A 16,028-nucleotide genomic window follows, 5' to 3' on the forward strand; every position below is an offset into this window, starting at 1 on the left:
TACAAAAAACAGTGTTGCAAACGCAACACTGTTTTTACTAACTAATAAAACTTGTCAATTAATGACTATGTGCCTCACCAGCACCTGACGGTATTCTGATATTTTCTACAATTTCTTGTACGTGTTGAGGTGGTGCAGGTGTCATACGAGACACTACAACCGATACTACAACATTAACAAGCATTGCTATTGTACCAAAACCTTCTGGTGAAGTACCAAACCACCACTCGCTCGCAGGTCTTGGATCCATTACACCAATTAGTCCAGTCTTGTATACAATCATATAATAAAGCATTAAAACTATACCGACAATCATGCCTGCAACAGCACCTTGTCTATTCATACGTTTGTCAAAAATTCCTAATATAATCGCAGGGAAAAAAGATGCTGCTGCCAATCCAAAAGCAAGTGCAACTACTGCAGCGACAAATCCAGGTGGATAAATCCCGAAAAGACCAGCAATTATAATGGCAACCAAAATAGCTATACGTGCAGCTAATAGTTCACCTTTTTCTGAAATATCTGGTTTGATTTGTTTTTTAATTAAATCGTGAGAAATAGAAGTAGAAATTACTAATAGCAATCCTGCTGCAGTAGAAAGTGCTGCTGCTAACCCACCGGCAGCTACTAAAGCAATCACCCAGTTTGGTAAATTAGCAATTTCAGGATTTGCTAATACCATAATATCTCTATCTACATATAATTCATTAGCAGAGTCATTAGCATTAGAAACCATACGCTCACCATAGATACCTCTAGCAGCATTATCGCTTGCTTCACCATTGTATTTTGGTTTACCATCTAAGGCATTTCCTGCTACGTATTGAATTTTGCCATCACCGTTTTTATCCGACCAAGCTATTAAACCAGTATTTTCCCAGTTTTTAAACCACTGAGGAACTTCTTTATACTCAGTGTTACTAACAGTTTCGATCAAGTTAGTTCTAGCAAAAACTGCAATTGCAGGTGCAGTAGTATAAAGAATAGCTATAAATAATAAGGCTAAACCTGCAGATTTACGTGCATCTTTTACTTTAGGTACTGTAAAGAAACGCACAATCACATGAGGTAAACCAGCTGTACCTACCATTAAAGCTAAAGTAATCGCAAATACATCCCAAGTGGATTTTGTTCCGCTTGTATATTCATTAAAGCCTAATTGTGTGTGCAGCTTATCTAATTTATCCAAAAGAAATTCTCCACCTTCAACAGTGCTTCCCATTCCTAATTGTGGAATAATATTTCCTGTCATTTGCATAGAGATAAAGAAGGCAGGCACCATAAAGGCAAAAATCAATACACAATATTGTGCCACTTGTGTATAGGTAATGCCTTTCATACCTCCTAAGAAAGCAAATACTAATACAATTGCCATACCAATAACTACACCTAAATTAATATCAACTTGTAAGAATTGTGAAAATACAATCCCTACACCACGCATTTGTCCAGCTACATAAGTAAACGATACAATTAAAGCACAGATTACAGCTACGGTTCTTGCTGTGTTTGAGTAATAACGATCCCCAATAAAATCAGGCACCGTAAATTTTCCAAACTTCCTTAGATAAGGTGCTAATAGTAAAGCCAATAATACATAGCCACCTGTCCAACCCATAAGGAAAACAGACCCATCATAACCCATAAAGGAGATTAATCCTGCCATAGAGATAAATGACGCAGCACTCATCCAATCGGCAGCAGTTGCCATACCATTTGCAAGTGGAGATACACCTCCGCCAGCAACATAAAACTCTTTTGTTGAGCCAGCTCTAGCCCAAATTGCAATTCCGAAATATAGTGCGAACGTTGCGCCTACTAATATCCATGTCCAAGTTTGTACACTCATAATTTTTAATTTTTTGGTTATTAGTTAAGACTACTCGTCGTAACCATATTTTTTATCTAGTTTGTTCATTATTCTAACGTATACGAAAATGAGAATTACGAATACGTATATCGATCCTTGCTGAGCAAACCAAAAGCCTAGTTTAAACCCACCAAGTTTTATTTCGTTTAAAGCATCTTTAAAAAGAATACCACAACCATAGGAAACCAGGAACCAAATGATTAAGAGTATTGAAAGGTATTTTACATTTTCCTTCCAATAAGCGGATGCATTTTTTTGTTTTTCTGACATAATTGAATGATTTAAAGGAATATATGTGTTTGAATTGTGAAAACATTTCTGTTTTCAGCACCTGTTAAGCCACTTTTACCTGTTAAATACTCTGCAGTAATTTTAGCAAAATGACCATTTATAAAATAGTTAAGCCCTACACCAAATTCGTTAGCATTATTAGGAGTAAAATCTAAAGATTGCGTATTATATTTCAAGTAAGGCATAAGCTTGGCGTTTTGAAATAATAGACCAACTTGCCCATGGACAATTGAACCAGAAGAAGGCACTAAACCACCACCTGGTGCTCCTGCTGTATCACCATACTTATAATTGTAGTAAGCACCTAAAGCACTTATAGCCAAATTTTCATTTAAAGGCGCATCATAAAAAACATCAAAAGCTGTGTGGAAAACATTTTCTCTAGTATCTAGATCATTAACCGCTAGAGCATCTGGATGATAATGGAAACCTGCACCTATGCTAAGCACTTTCTTTTTTCCTAAGTAAGTACCAACAAAATATGGCAATTTATCAGATTCTTTATCAAATATGTCGTATTTAAAATAACCTGCATAGTTCCATGTTCCTGTTCCTACACTATTATCTACTTGAAATGTTGGTGTAGGACCTAATTGACCAATATTATTTCTAGCATTATTTGCCGAAACTCGATATCCGAATTTTCCTAGTGAACCTTTAGCATATATACCTAAATGACGCGCAAATTGGTCGCTAGTTGTAATGTTAGACCATGGAAATAATCTAGCATCAGATACAGACGCTCCACCTTGTCCACCAGGATTGTCTAGTGTCATCATATTCAAGGTACTTTGATTTGTCAATCTTGAAATTCCGTTCCAATAGTGTAAACCAGAGCCAACATATAATTTATCTGGCACTACTGCAAACTCTGCCCAAGCGTCATGCAAAAACAGTAAGCTACTTTGGTTATTCTGCTGAGAATTAGGATTGGCTGTAAGATTGTTAGCACCTAAACTATTGAGCCCAAAATGGGTTAAGATTAAAAAACGAGGCGAAATCTGTGCATATGCCAAAATTCTTGACCTTCTAATAGAAAACTTAGGACCCTTTTGTTCTGAACCGCCCTGAAGCCACATTTGGTGCCATGTAATAAATCTCATATACTTACTACCATCTTCGTTTAGTTTGAATTGCATTGGCTTGTAAGAATGATCAGGTTCAGCATCTTCTTGCTGGCCCCAAGAAGCAATAGGTATAAAAGCTATTGCCAAAAGAAATAAAAATAAACTTGATTTTTTCATAAAGATTAGTTATTTAGTTAGTTAAACATTGGTTCTGTGTGCACTACTAAACTCTAAAAAACAATCTCTAAAAAAAAAGTTAATATATTTTTTTGGTAACTACATATATCTAATCACGAAAACGCTCCCATTTTATAAGCATAAACTTATCCCCAAGTTCGGTTACTAATGCACCAGCTCCTAATAGGTTTTTAGCATTAGAGAAGAACAAGGATAGCTCTTGGGCATTAAGGATTTTATAAGTAGGATGGTATTGTGAATTATATGGCCTCTTGATATTGTATTTCTTAACCCAGTTCATAATACTGACGTGTGATATTCCTAATATACGTTCAATTTCACGAAAGGTTAATCCTTCTAAATACAATTGCAATGCCTTGTTTACGTAATAATCATCTATCTTTTTACCAAGCTTGTTTACAGTAAAATAGTAGTTACACGATTTACATCTATAGCGTTGCCTATCGTTAACTATTCCACTTTTTACATAGCTATCAGAACCACAATTGGGACAAAGGTCAATTTTCATATATATTAATTTAGCATAAATATATTAATTTAGCAATATATATACAAATAATTGTTATTTGTGAAATCATTAGCAAACAAAAGTTTAACAAATTAGTTAGTCTTCTTTCTTTAAACTCGCAAAGTAGCGTTTAGATTCCTTCAACACTTTTGGTGCTAATAGAATTGTGGCTATCATTGTTGGAAATGCCATAAACGCAAACACACCATCAATAAAGTTAATCATGGCATCAAAAGAGGTAGTCGCAGCTAGAATAATACTTAGAATATAGAAATAGTTGTAATAATGTTTTTTGTCTGCACCTATTAAAAACGATAAACATTTGGTGCCATAATACGAATAGCTAAACAAGGAGGACACGCTAAAGAAAAACACACAAACCATCAATAAATACTGCCCATAGGGTAAGGCTTGTTCAAAAGCCGAAGCAGTCAAACTCACTCCATTATCCGAAGTCGTTTGCCAAACTCCTGTGACCAAAATAGCCAAAGCTGTGAGTGTACATACAATCAAGGTATCTATAGCAGGACCCAACATAGCTACCAGGCCTTCACGAACAGGCTGATCTGTTTTTGCGGCTCCGTGTGCCATAGCTGCTGTTCCTAAACCTGCTTCGTTAGAAAATGCTCCACGCTTAATACCATGTAAAATCAACGCTCCCAAAACACCACCTAAAAAGGGTTTGTCTTCAGGGAAATAATCCGCAGCAAAAGCATCAGTAACAATCAAGGATAAATATTTTGGTACTTCTCCAATATAGATACCTAGTATAATCATGACCAACACAAAGTATAGCACTACCATAGCAGGCACCATTTTAGAAGCCCAACGACTAATGCGTTGTATGCCACCAAGAATTACAAAACTTGTGACGATAACCAAAACAATAGCAATAATAAGGTTACTACCTAAAGACACCTCTACTCCATTAGGTCTTAATATAATATCATTAATAGCCTGTTTCAGCTGATTAACATTCACCACAGGTAAAGCTCCCAGCATACCAAACACACTAAATAAAACGGCTAAGAATTTCCAGTTTTTACCAAGACCCTCTGTAATAAAATACATAGGACCACCTTGTATGTCTCCATTGCTGTCCTTCCCTCTGTATAAAATAGCCAACGTAGATGTAAAGTACTTGGTACTCATCCCAACAATAGCACTCACCCACATCCAAAACATGGCACCAGGCCCACCAACCGAAATTGCCAATGCGACTCCTGCAATATTTCCCATACCAATGGTGGAAGACAACGCAGTTGTTAAGGCTTTAAAATGCGAAATCTCACCAGCATCATCAGGATTATCATACTTACCTCGTAATACACTAATGGCATGACCCAAATACCGAAATGGCAAAAACTGAGAACGTATTAATAGATACAATCCACCGCCAATTAATAAGATAAGCAATGGCAAACCCCAAGCAAAGGATGAAAAAGCTGCTGTTAGATTCTCTAGAGATTTCATAAGGATAAAAATAAGGAATCCTTTGTTGTGTTAATAATATATTGAAAGTATAAAACCTAATCCGCTTATTTCACTAACTTCGCTTACCTACAGTCATACAGAAACTAACAAAATGAACAAGAGAATATATATAGCACTTTTTTTTCTAATAGGACTTTATCCATTAAAGTCTCAAAATATTGAAAACATAGTCATTGGCACTAAACACCAAATCCATTCCGATGTTTTAAATGAAGATAGAGCGTATTGGCTTAGCCTACCTGATTCCTATTATGATGAATCGTCATCCCACAAAAGCTATCCTATACTTGTTGTTCTTGATGGAAATATACACTTTAAAGCAATTTCTAGCATGGTTAACTACATGAGTTCCGATTTATATCGAAATCGTAAAATTCCAGAGATGATAGTCGTTGGTATTCAAAATGTTGACAGAAGACGCGACTACACACCAGACAAAATCATTACGGTTAGAGCAAATAACACTGGTGGTGGAGAAAAGTTTCTGGACTTTTTGGAAAATGAGCTTTTAACTCTGTTAGACCAAAAGTATAGAACAACTTCGTATCGTTTACTTTATGGGCATTCCTTGGGAGGGTTATTGGCCACTCACACTTATATGAAAGAAAAGACAAGTTTTAATTCATTTATTGCGGTAGACCCAAGTTTTGGAACATGGGATTCAGAAACCATGGATAAAAAATTAGATGCACTGACCGAACATTCATTTAACCGTTTTATTTATATCGCCACTGCTAATTGGGGAAAACGGAATATTAGAAATCGTGACCGTCATGTAAGGCTATACGAAGCATTGAACAGTAAATGTAAAAATGAATTACCTGCAAAAATAGAATACTTCGAAAATGAAGACCATAGCTCAGTGCCCATCATTGCATTTCATAATGGGATATCAGCAATTTTTAAAGGTTATGGAATCTCCTATCGCGATGTTAAAAGTATAGAACAGCTCACTCAACACTTTGAAGAACTTTCAGAACGATTGTCATGGGATTTTCGACCCCCTGAGTATCTCGTTAATCAACTAGGTTATCATATGTTACAGAGCAGTAATCCCAAAGACCATTCCAAGGCATTGGAATTCTTTATGTTGAACGTAAAAAATTATCCAAAATCATATAATTCCTATGATAGCTTGGGAGAGGCTTATGATTCATTGGGTGATTCGAAAAAAGCAATCGAAAACTATAAAAAATCGCTTGAACTTAATCCAGCTAACGAGCACGCCAGAAATAAAATAAAAGAATTAAAAAAAAGCGAATAAATTTCACGGATAGATAAACGCATTATTAAAAGTTCATTGATTTGGTGGGTATAACTTTCAAAAAACAACTAAAATGAAATTAAATAAATACCTAAGTATTATACTTCTTGTCTTGGTTATTGCTTGTAAAGATAATCCCAAAGAAATTACAATCACTAAAGACCAAGCGATAAAAAATTACTCACATTGGTACCAGGTTGAAACCGGCAAACCTAATGCAATTGTATTTGCCAGCTACAAAACCACAATGATCGCCAATGGCAAAGACCAATCATTATTGCGGATAAGTACTGTAGATAGCACAGGCATGGAAATAAAAGACGCTTGGCTACCGTTTGAGATTAGCGTTAAAGGCGATGCTACTATTATTGATATTGATAGCACTGAGTTAGAATCTGTTTTAAAATCCGATACGCTTTCCGTTTGGAAATCCAACATTAACAAAGGTGTTAAAAAGTTATGGCTTAGAGCTGGTAATACAACGGACAAAATAACGGTTAAAGTCTCAACTGATAGTTTGTGGCCAGCCTCTCATGAGATACATACTATTCCTGCGGATGTAAAATTGCTAAAACCAACGAAGGAGCAAATCACACAAGGTCCAAAAATTGAACAAGAAATGCTAGGTGCAGACATTTCCTTTTTACCACAATTAGAAGCTAGAGGACTTAAATTTCACGATGATGGTTTAGAAAAGGATGCCATACAAATTTTAAAAGATCACGGTTTTAATTACATACGCTTACGCGTTTTTGTAAACCCAGAAAATGAAAAGGGTTACTCTCCCAAAGAAGGCTTTTGCGGACTGGACTACACCTTGCAAATGGCAAAGCGCATTAAAGATGTAGGACTGAATCTTCTTCTAGATTTTCATTATAGTGACACGTGGGCAGATCCTCAAAAGCAATTTAAACCAAAAGCTTGGGAAGGTTTAGAGTTTAATAAACTCACAAGCACATTAAAGGACTATACCAAATTCGTACTCACGCAACTAAAAGACCAAGGCACAATGCCACAGATGGTACAAATTGGTAACGAAGTTAATCACGGAATTGTCTGGCCAGAAGGTCATATTTCTAACTTAGACAATCTTGCGGCTTTACTAAAAGCAGGTACAGAAGCCGTTAGAGAAGTAGATGCCAACACAACGGTTATGATGCATTTGGCACTTGGCGGACAAAATGAGGAAACTACCTTTTGGTTTGATAATATGATAGCGCGTGGCGTTGAGTTTGATATTATAGGACTCTCATACTATCCTATTTGGCATTGCACCTTAGACGATCTTAATAGCAATATGCTAGACCTTATAGGCCGTTACCAAAAAGACATTAATGTTGTGGAATATAGCGCCTTTAAAAAAGCAGTAAACGATATGGTGTTTAACCTACCAAACGATAGAGGAAATGGCACCTGCATTTGGGAACCACTAAACACCTGGAGCAAAATTTTTGATGAAAACGGTCAACCTCTAAATGAACTCTATTACTATGATGAAATTCATAAGGAGTTTTTAGAGTGATGAGTCTATACGTTGATTTTCAAAAAAGTAAGAACTGATGAAAATAATTTTGAACATATTTACATTTTTAACTGCATTGTTTTTTTTAACATCTTGTAATGAACAAATCACAAAACAAGAGGTTAAAACAGATAGTATTGCAAAAGGCGATACTGCATCAGAACTTGGAAGCAATATCATGGTAGTTTTTCAAGACAGTAAGAATATTTATTGGTTTGGAAGTTGGGATACAGGAGTGTACAGATATGATGGGAAAGCATTGGTAAATTATACCACAAAACATGGTTTGCACAACAACAGAATTGATGAGATAAAAGAAGACGGAGCTGGCAACATATACTTTACCAGTGCAAACGCAACGTCTAAAATATCAAAGTTTAACGAAAAGACTTTCAAAACTTTAAAGGCAGTTCCTAGTGAAAAATGGAAACTCGAATCTACAGATCTGTGGTTTAAATATTCTTATGGAAATACCGGAAAAGTATATCGCTATGATGGTATAACTTTACATGAATTGCAGTTCCCAAAACCACCTAGTCTATCCAATCCTTTTGACATCTATAGTATTTATAAAGATAAAAAGGGAAATATTTGGTTTGGTACCAACCCAGTTGGTGTTTGCCGTTACGATGGTAAATCATTCGATTGGATTACAGAAGAGGACGTCACAGAATTTCGAGACGAAGGTGCAAATGGCGTGCGCTCAATTACGGAAGATAAAAATGGTGACTTTTGGTTCAATACTGAATATCGTTATAGTGTTTATGACAGTATAACATTAAAAAGCAATAAACTTTATACAAGACACAAAAGTATAGGTGGTTTAGATGGAAAGGAAGATAGCAATTTGGACGAGTATCTATCAACAGTAAGAGATAACAATAATAATTTGTGGTTTGTAACTTATCGTGATGGTGTTTGGATGTATGATGGAACGGAAATTACTCACTATGCCGTTCAAGAAAACTCAAAAAACATTACACTATTCAGCATTTACAAAGACAATAATGGCGATCTTTGGCTTGGAACACACGAAAATGGTGTCTATAAGTTTAATGGTAGCACTTTTGAGAAATTTACGATTTAACGAATAGAAAAATTAAATAAAAATGAATAAAACCGACACCAGCCACCACGATGAGCGCATCGCTAATATGAGTTTTGCCTCAGTATATCCGCATTACGTTACTAAGGTAGAAAAGAAAGGCAGAACCAAGGAAGAACTTCACGAAGTGATAGAATGGCTAACAGGTTACGATGAAAACAAACTCAATGAACTCATTGAGCAGAAAGTCAATTTTAAAGACTTCTTTGAAAACGCCAACCTTAATGAGAATGCACATCTTATAACTGGTGTTATTTGTGGCTATCGTGTTGAGGAAATCACAAATCCTACTACCCAACAATGTAGATATTTAGATAAGTTGGTTGACGAGTTGGCCAAAGGCAAAAAAATGGAAAAAATTCTGCGCCAACCTTAAATCTTCCATTTTAAAACATGCCCAAAACGCTATATCGTATTTATGTCGTAGAGCTCTCTAAACGCGTTTTTACTGAAAACACAAAATTCAGAAACGCCAATCCGCAATACAATGGTGTATTAGAGTGTTTGTATGTAGGCATGACGAGTAAAAGCCCCAAAGAACGGTTCAAGCAGCACAAAACAGGTCACAGAAACAAAAAAGGGCATAAATTATCCTCTAATATTGTTGAGAAATATGGCTTATATCTTAGACCTAGCCTTTACAATCACATAGACCCTTTTTTAACCCGAAAAGAAGCGTTAATTGCTGAAAAAGAAATTGCACTAGAACTACGCAGAGAAAAATATGCTGTTTGGTCTAATTAAAATTATGTGTATCACGTTTGTCATTCCAAACTTGCCTGTGCTGAACTTGTTTCAGTATTTCTGAATCTAAATGCTTTGTTTAGTAACTAAGAATTTATCCAAAGTTTCTTCGTAGATAGCTTCATATTGTGGCACAATAGCATGAATATCAAACTTTTTGGATTGTGCTTTGGCATTGGCTTTAAAGGTTTTTAAGGTGTCTGCATCTTTCAGGATTTTTATGGCATTGGCAGACATATCTGCCACAGCATTAACATCACTCAAGTACCCTGAATAACCATCAATGTTTACTTCTGGTAAGCCACCTGTATTGGTTGATATCACAGGTACTCCACTTGCCATAGCTTCTAAAGCTGCCAAACCAAAACTTTCGGTTTGCGATGGCAGTAAAAACAAGTCGCTAAAGCACAGTATTCTATCTATTTCATTGCTGTTACCGAAGAAAATGACCTTTTCGCTTATACCCAATTCTTCAACCAAAATCTCGGCAGTTTCTTTTTCTGGCCCTTCACCCACCATCATTAACTTAGCTGGTAACTCCTTTTGAATATTATAAAAAATCTTAATCACATCAGGTATTTGCTTCACTTCGCGCATATTACTAATATGCGTTATGATGAATTCGTCATCTTTTGCCATCATAGCGCGCTGGCAATCCGTAAAATTATTGGTATGCTTATCTAAATCAATAAAATTAGGAACCACATGAATATCCTTTTTAATATCAAACAGACGCATGGTATCCTTCTTTAAACTTTCAGAAACTGAAGTCACCGCATCAGATTTATTGATGCTAAAAGTAACAGCTGGTTTATAAAACGGGTGACTACCAACTAGTGTAATATCTGTACCATGAAGTGTTGTTACAATTGGTACAAGGACACCTTTTTCTAAAAGCATTTGCTGTGCCATATAAGCTGCGTAAGCATGAGGAATTGCATAGTGAACATGCAACAACTCTATACCATAAAGCTGTACCATATCTACCAACTTGCTAGACAATGCTAACTCATAAGGTTGATAATGAAATAAAGGGTATTCTGGTACGTGTACTTCGTGAAAATGAACATTGTTACTCAATAATTCCAACCGTACTGGCTGGCTATAGGTAATGAAGTGAATTTCGTGCCCTCGCTTAGAGAGTTCTAAACCTAATTCTGTAGCTACTACTCCACTACCACCAAATGTTGGGTAACAAACGATTCCTATTTTCATCTAAATCTTGTGAATATTTAAAATTACTAGGTATAAAGTCTTGCTTTTATCCAAATCCTTACAACTTTATAACACGCATTAAAGTTAGCAGATTTAAATTGGTACAAAGTAACTTTTAGCACTTTTTAACTAATGCAACTCGTTATACATTATAACTATAAAAACACAGTTAGTTGTCAGTTCGAGTGATTTTGAGTGGATACTGAGCGAAGTCGAAGTAACACGAGAAATTGCATCGAGAACTTTTGTTGGAAAATTCTGCTTCTCGATACAAATTTTTCTCATTTCAATCGAAAAACCCACTCGAAGTGACGAATTTTATTAAAATGAACAACGGTTTAATTCTACTAATCAATTATAGCTTCGTAGATAAGTCTTTGAATCTCTGTTCTAATGTTTTCTCTGAGTAATAGGTTTTTACCTGCTTCAGGATAGGTTCTATTGGCTAAAAATACATATACAATTTCTTCCTCAGGATCTGCCCAAGCATAGGTGCCAGTAAAGCCTGAATGTCCAAAGCTAGTCATAGAAATACATCCGCAGGTAGGGCCTTCTTCACCTAGTTGTGGTTTGTCAAAGCCAATGCCTCTTCTATTATCACTTTCGCAATAATAACAGGTATTAAACTTATCTATGGTTTCGGATTTAAAGTAACGCTTGCCACCATAAAAACCTTTTTGCAAAAACATCTGCATAATTTTGGCAACATCATTAGCATTACTAAAAACACCTGCATGGCCTCCAATACCACCTTGCATTGCTGCTCCCATATCGTGTACATAACCATGAACTTTTTTGTACCTGAAATAGTTATCTTCTTCAGTAGGTACAATATCCTTTAGGCTGAATGTTTTTCTCGGATTGTAAGTCGTATAATTTGCGCCAAGCGATTTGTAAAAACGATCTTGGGTGATTTCATGCAAGGATTTGTCATAAAAGCCTTCGAGATACTTCTTAAGGATGTAGTACGGCAAATCGCTATAACGGTAGCGTAAGCTAGACAATAAGTCACTGTCCTTTATAATCCCTTGAATGGAATCTTTGTAATCATTACGCATAAAAAGTGTATTGGTAACCTCTACCTCAAAACCTTTTGTAGGTTTAGTCCTGTAGTATTTAGGATCTGGCTTTTTGGTTACGGAATCTAAAGTAGCATAGTAGAATGGTATCCAAGGTTTTAACTGTGCGTAATGCGACAGCATCTTTTTTAATGTGATGTTTTTCTTATTCGATTTTTTGTACTCAGGAAGCAGGTCCCCCAATTTTGAATCTAAGGAAACAGAGCCTTGTTGTTCTAATTCCATAAGCACAGGAAGTGTAGCTATAATCTTTGTTAAAGATGCCACATCATAAATATCATCAAAATCTACTTTATTCTTTTTGTCATAAGTATGATACCCGAAATTTTTATTGTAAATCACCTTTCCGCGTCTAGCTACCAATAGCTGAATACCTGGTGTCATTCGTTTTTTAACGGCACTACTAGCTACGGAGTCTATTCGACTCAAAAGCTTAGAATCCATTCCAACACGTTCTGGTAAACCGTAACTAAGACTAGATAACGAGTTGTACATGATACCTGTGTCAACAGGAAAGAATTCACCAGCACTTACTGGTAATTTACCTTTGGCGTCTATGCCACCAAATATAAGTTGTGCAGATTTTTGTTGCGCAATAGCACTGTTTTGGTAACTCATAACTATCGCTTCTATGTTTTCAATAGAACGTAAATCATTTAAAGCATATGGCCTTGCAAATACATCCAATATAACCGTGTTATTTCTCGCAATTTCATATAACCAAGCGAGTTCCTTTTGAGAAAATTCGTAAGCTTTCCAAGGATTATCGTTAGACTTATGAAAACCGATAACCACAGTATTATAATTGTGCAGTTTAGCAATAACTTCATCTAACTTTTCACCTTTAATGTGGTGGACTTTTGTGTATTTTTTCAGTTCATCATAAAACGTTGAACCACTAACATCACCTAATGCAACATAAGCCACATTTTTGGTTTGCAAATCTCTTAGCGGCAACAAACTTTTTTCATTCTTCACTACTGTAATGGCACTTTCCATAAGGGTTTCGTAAAGTACATCGTCTTTAACCCTGTTTAAATCTTTACCTAAATTGTATAATCCAACAGGTGAATACTTGTTTAAACCAACCTTATACTTAGCCATAAGGATTTTTTTTACGGAATGTGAGAGACGTTCTTCGGTTATCTTTTTGTCTTCATACGCTTCAATAATTCTGTCGATTCCCCTCTCAGGATCTTCAGACATTAAAAGTACGTCATTACCTGCTAGAAATGCCATCAAATCTATTTCACCCCCTTTTGAAAATACACTTGTAGTGATGCCATCAACATTCTTTTCTACATAATCTGCTGCCCCTTTCATGGTTAAAGCATCCGTAAAGATTAAGCCTTTAAAGCCTAACTCACCTTTGAGAATATCGGTAACAATATGTTTAGACAATGATGAAGGGAAGCCTCGTCTCTTTTCTAAACTTGGAACATTGAGATGAGCCACCATAACGCTTGACAAACCCTCATTAATCAGTTTCCGATAAGGATATAATTCTACTGAATCTATGCGTTGTTCACTAAAAGATACGGTTGGCAAGGTTTTATGCGAATCGTCTTCTGTATCACCATGACCAGGAAAATGCTTGGCATTTGCTAAAACTCCTGCACTTTGCATGCCTTTCATAAAGGCTAAACCCTTGGCTGTAACATTATCCCTATCTTCACCAAAAGAACGGTTACCAATAATTGGATTTTTAGGATTGGTATTGATATCTACAACTGGAGCAAAATTAAAATGCACTCCTAAGCGTTTACAATGCTCGCCTATTTGTCTTCCGGTTTGTTCTACCAAGCTATCGTTAGCTATGGCACCTAAGGTCATATTCCATGGAAATGCATAGGTGGAATCCAATCGCATACTCAAGCCCCATTCTGCATCCATACCAACCAATAAAGGAACCTTAGAAGTAGCTTGTAACAGGTTGTTTAATTTAGCCTGCCTGTATGGCCCACCGTTAGAGTAAATGACACCTCCAATGTGCGCTTCTTTTATTAAATCAACTATGTCATTATTAACTTTTTCACTATTTTTAGAAAACACCTGAACCATAAAAAGCTGTCCTACACGCTCTTTTAAGGTCATGGAATTATAAATACTATCAACCCACTGCTGTTGTTGGGCAGCGTCTTTAGTTAATAATGGATTGGGAGTTGCCTTTTGGGCAAAATTAACTTGAATGCAAAAAGCTATAAGAATAAGGGACAAATATCGCATGTAAATCTTTATCGTTTATAAATTAATTAACGAATACTATGCCAAAATAGCATATTTAATAAGAAGTAAAAAGACTTTAGGATAGTTTTATAAACCGTGTAATTAACAGTTTAAAACCGCTACACTAAATCTATATGGCGGTCGTGGTAACCCAATAAATACAATACACCATCCAAACCTATACTCGAAATTGAATTTTGGGCATTATCCTTAACTTTTGGTTTAGCATGAAATGCAATACCCAAACCAGCTAGATTAAGCATTTGCAAATCGTTGGCACCATCACCTATCGCAATGGTTTGCTCAATGTCTATACCCATATTATCAGCTAATAACTGAAGATATTCAGCTTTCTTGTCTCCGTCTACAATAGCACCAATATAACCTCCAGTTAGCACACCATCTTTAATCTCTAATTCATTGGCATATACAAAATCAATATCCAATTTTTCTTGCAGATACTTCCCAAAGTAGGTAAATCCACCTGAAAGTATAGCGGTTTTGTAACCATAATAATGCAAGGTATCTATTAGACGTCTTGCGCCTTTGGTTATTGGTAAGTTCTCTGCAATATCTTTTAAAACATCTTCACTTAAACCTTCTAAAAGTTTCATTCGCTTTTTAAAACTTTCTTGAAAATCAATTTCCCCTTGCATGGCAGACTCTGTAATGGCCTTAACCTGCTCACCCACTCCTGCGCGTTCTGCCAGTTCGTCTATAACTTCGGTTTGAATTAATGTTGAATCCATATCAAAACATACCAAACGACGGTTGCGCCTAAACATACTATCTTCCTGAAAGGCGATGTCAACATCTAGTTCTTGGGATATTTGCATAAATCTCGACGTAAACTCAGACTTGTCTTTGAGTTTACCACGAATGGAAAGTTGTATGGATGCTCTTGGGTACTCTTCTTCTTTAACTAAAGAGGTACGACCTGTCAATCGCTTAATGGAATCGATATTGAGATTTTTCTCTGAAATGACTTTGGTAACTTCAGAAATTTGTTCAGCCTTTAATTTTTCGCCTAAAATGGTAACGATGTAGCGATCCTTACCTTGCATGCTCACCCAATGCTCATAATTTTCCAAAGAAATGGGTGTAAATTTTGCTGTGATACCTAACTCATAGGCTTTAAACAATAAATCTTTGAGTACCGCTGCAGATTTCTTCCCAGATTTGATTTCGAATAGCATCCCAAGGGACAAGGTATCATGAATATTAGCCTGGCCAATATCTAAAATCTTAGCATCATATGCTGCCAAAACACTAGTTAAAGACGAGGTTAAACCAGGTTTGTCTTGACCGGAAATGTTTAATAAGAAGATATCTGTGCCCAAAATTTACCAATTATGCATTGTGGAAGTAAAAATGCTTAATCTATTTGAAATATGAAAATAATTAAGGTTTAGAAAAATGTAATAATTCTACTAATCTGTTAAGAA

General features: G+C 35.9%; 13 protein-coding genes. 5 read left to right on the plus strand and 8 right to left on the minus strand.

What is annotated here, in order from left to right; all coding sequences use genetic code 11:
- Window positions 1–58: 58 nt before the first annotated feature.
- From ACPX19_RS13240 to ACPX19_RS13260, 5 genes are all read right to left on the minus strand, one after another.
- Window positions 59–1,849: a sodium:solute symporter family protein gene (locus ACPX19_RS13240; RefSeq protein ID WP_426430510.1), complete on the minus strand. Its 1,791-nt coding sequence runs from the start codon at window positions 1,847–1,849 to the stop codon at window positions 59–61.
- Between the two features lie 30 nt (window positions 1,850–1,879).
- Window positions 1,880–2,140, minus strand: coding sequence for a DUF4212 domain-containing protein (locus tag ACPX19_RS13245; RefSeq protein WP_426430511.1), 261 nt, complete (start codon window positions 2,138–2,140; stop codon window positions 1,880–1,882).
- Between the two features lie 11 nt (window positions 2,141–2,151).
- Window positions 2,152–3,405, minus strand: a complete 1,254-nt coding sequence (locus ACPX19_RS13250; RefSeq protein ID WP_426430512.1) for a hypothetical protein — start codon at window positions 3,403–3,405, stop codon at window positions 2,152–2,154.
- Between the two features lie 109 nt (window positions 3,406–3,514).
- Window positions 3,515–3,934 carry a transposase gene (locus ACPX19_RS13255; protein WP_426430513.1) on the minus strand — a complete coding sequence of 140 codons (420 nt, stop codon included), beginning with the start codon at window positions 3,932–3,934 and terminating at the stop codon, window positions 3,515–3,517.
- Window positions 3,935–4,030: 96 nt separating this feature from the next.
- Window positions 4,031–5,407 (minus strand): alanine/glycine:cation symporter family protein, encoded by a 1,377-nt coding sequence (locus tag ACPX19_RS13260; RefSeq protein WP_426430514.1) that lies wholly within the window; start codon window positions 5,405–5,407, stop codon window positions 4,031–4,033.
- Window positions 5,408–5,519: 112 nt separating this feature from the next.
- Here ACPX19_RS13260 and ACPX19_RS13265 point away from each other — a divergent pair, with 112 nt between their 5' ends.
- The 5 genes from ACPX19_RS13265 to ACPX19_RS13285 all read left to right on the plus strand — a co-directional run bounded on the left by ACPX19_RS13265 (window position 5,520) and on the right by ACPX19_RS13285 (window position 10,063).
- Window positions 5,520–6,692, plus strand: coding sequence for an alpha/beta hydrolase-fold protein (locus ACPX19_RS13265; protein WP_426430515.1), 1,173 nt, complete (start codon window positions 5,520–5,522; stop codon window positions 6,690–6,692).
- Between the two features lie 73 nt (window positions 6,693–6,765).
- Window positions 6,766–8,214 carry a glycosyl hydrolase 53 family protein gene (locus ACPX19_RS13270; RefSeq protein WP_426430516.1) on the plus strand — a complete coding sequence of 483 codons (1,449 nt, stop codon included), beginning with the start codon at window positions 6,766–6,768 and terminating at the stop codon, window positions 8,212–8,214.
- A 37-nt stretch (window positions 8,215–8,251) separates the two neighbouring features.
- Window positions 8,252–9,301, plus strand: coding sequence for a ligand-binding sensor domain-containing protein (locus ACPX19_RS13275; RefSeq protein ID WP_426430517.1), 1,050 nt, complete (start codon window positions 8,252–8,254; stop codon window positions 9,299–9,301).
- 22 nt (window positions 9,302–9,323) lie between these two features.
- Window positions 9,324–9,695 carry a DUF2200 domain-containing protein gene (locus ACPX19_RS13280; RefSeq protein ID WP_426430518.1) on the plus strand — a complete coding sequence of 124 codons (372 nt, stop codon included), beginning with the start codon at window positions 9,324–9,326 and terminating at the stop codon, window positions 9,693–9,695.
- A 17-nt stretch (window positions 9,696–9,712) separates the two neighbouring features.
- Window positions 9,713–10,063 (plus strand): ribose-5-phosphate isomerase, encoded by a 351-nt coding sequence (locus tag ACPX19_RS13285; RefSeq protein ID WP_426430519.1) that lies wholly within the window; start codon window positions 9,713–9,715, stop codon window positions 10,061–10,063.
- Window positions 10,064–10,129: 66 nt separating this feature from the next.
- On the opposite strand, the gene bshA is transcribed toward ACPX19_RS13285, so the two are convergent.
- The 3 genes from bshA to serB form a co-directional block, all read right to left on the minus strand.
- A complete protein-coding gene (bshA, locus tag ACPX19_RS13290; protein ID WP_426430520.1) occupies window positions 10,130–11,278 on the minus strand; it encodes an N-acetyl-alpha-D-glucosaminyl L-malate synthase BshA in 1,149 nt (382 codons plus the stop codon).
- Window positions 11,279–11,625: 347 nt separating this feature from the next.
- Window positions 11,626–14,583, minus strand: coding sequence for a glycoside hydrolase family 3 N-terminal domain-containing protein (locus ACPX19_RS13295; RefSeq protein WP_426430521.1), 2,958 nt, complete (start codon window positions 14,581–14,583; stop codon window positions 11,626–11,628).
- 119 nt (window positions 14,584–14,702) lie between these two features.
- Window positions 14,703–15,923 carry a phosphoserine phosphatase SerB gene (serB, locus tag ACPX19_RS13300; protein WP_426430522.1) on the minus strand — a complete coding sequence of 407 codons (1,221 nt, stop codon included), beginning with the start codon at window positions 15,921–15,923 and terminating at the stop codon, window positions 14,703–14,705.
- Between the last annotated feature and the right edge of the window lie 105 nt (window positions 15,924–16,028).

Source organism: Winogradskyella sp. HB-48, assembly GCF_049942685.1.
Classification (GTDB): domain Bacteria; phylum Bacteroidota; class Bacteroidia; order Flavobacteriales; family Flavobacteriaceae; genus Winogradskyella.

Coding starts and splice junctions, on each gene's coding strand:
- ACPX19_RS13240 (WP_426430510.1), bottom strand. CDS start 1,849: ATGAGTGTACAAACTTGGACATGGATATTAGTAGGCGCAACGTTCGCA.
- ACPX19_RS13245 (WP_426430511.1), bottom strand. CDS start 2,140: ATGTCAGAAAAACAAAAAAATGCATCCGCTTATTGGAAGGAAAATGTA.
- ACPX19_RS13250 (WP_426430512.1), bottom strand. CDS start 3,405: ATGAAAAAATCAAGTTTATTTTTATTTCTTTTGGCAATAGCTTTTATA.
- ACPX19_RS13255 (WP_426430513.1), bottom strand. CDS start 3,934: ATGAAAATTGACCTTTGTCCCAATTGTGGTTCTGATAGCTATGTAAAA.
- ACPX19_RS13260 (WP_426430514.1), bottom strand. CDS start 5,407: ATGAAATCTCTAGAGAATCTAACAGCAGCTTTTTCATCCTTTGCTTGG.
- ACPX19_RS13265 (WP_426430515.1), top strand. CDS start 5,520: ATGAACAAGAGAATATATATAGCACTTTTTTTTCTAATAGGACTTTAT.
- ACPX19_RS13270 (WP_426430516.1), top strand. CDS start 6,766: ATGAAATTAAATAAATACCTAAGTATTATACTTCTTGTCTTGGTTATT.
- ACPX19_RS13275 (WP_426430517.1), top strand. CDS start 8,252: ATGAAAATAATTTTGAACATATTTACATTTTTAACTGCATTGTTTTTT.
- ACPX19_RS13280 (WP_426430518.1), top strand. CDS start 9,324: ATGAATAAAACCGACACCAGCCACCACGATGAGCGCATCGCTAATATG.
- ACPX19_RS13285 (WP_426430519.1), top strand. CDS start 9,713: ATGCCCAAAACGCTATATCGTATTTATGTCGTAGAGCTCTCTAAACGC.
- bshA (WP_426430520.1), bottom strand. CDS start 11,278: ATGAAAATAGGAATCGTTTGTTACCCAACATTTGGTGGTAGTGGAGTA.
- ACPX19_RS13295 (WP_426430521.1), bottom strand. CDS start 14,583: ATGCGATATTTGTCCCTTATTCTTATAGCTTTTTGCATTCAAGTTAAT.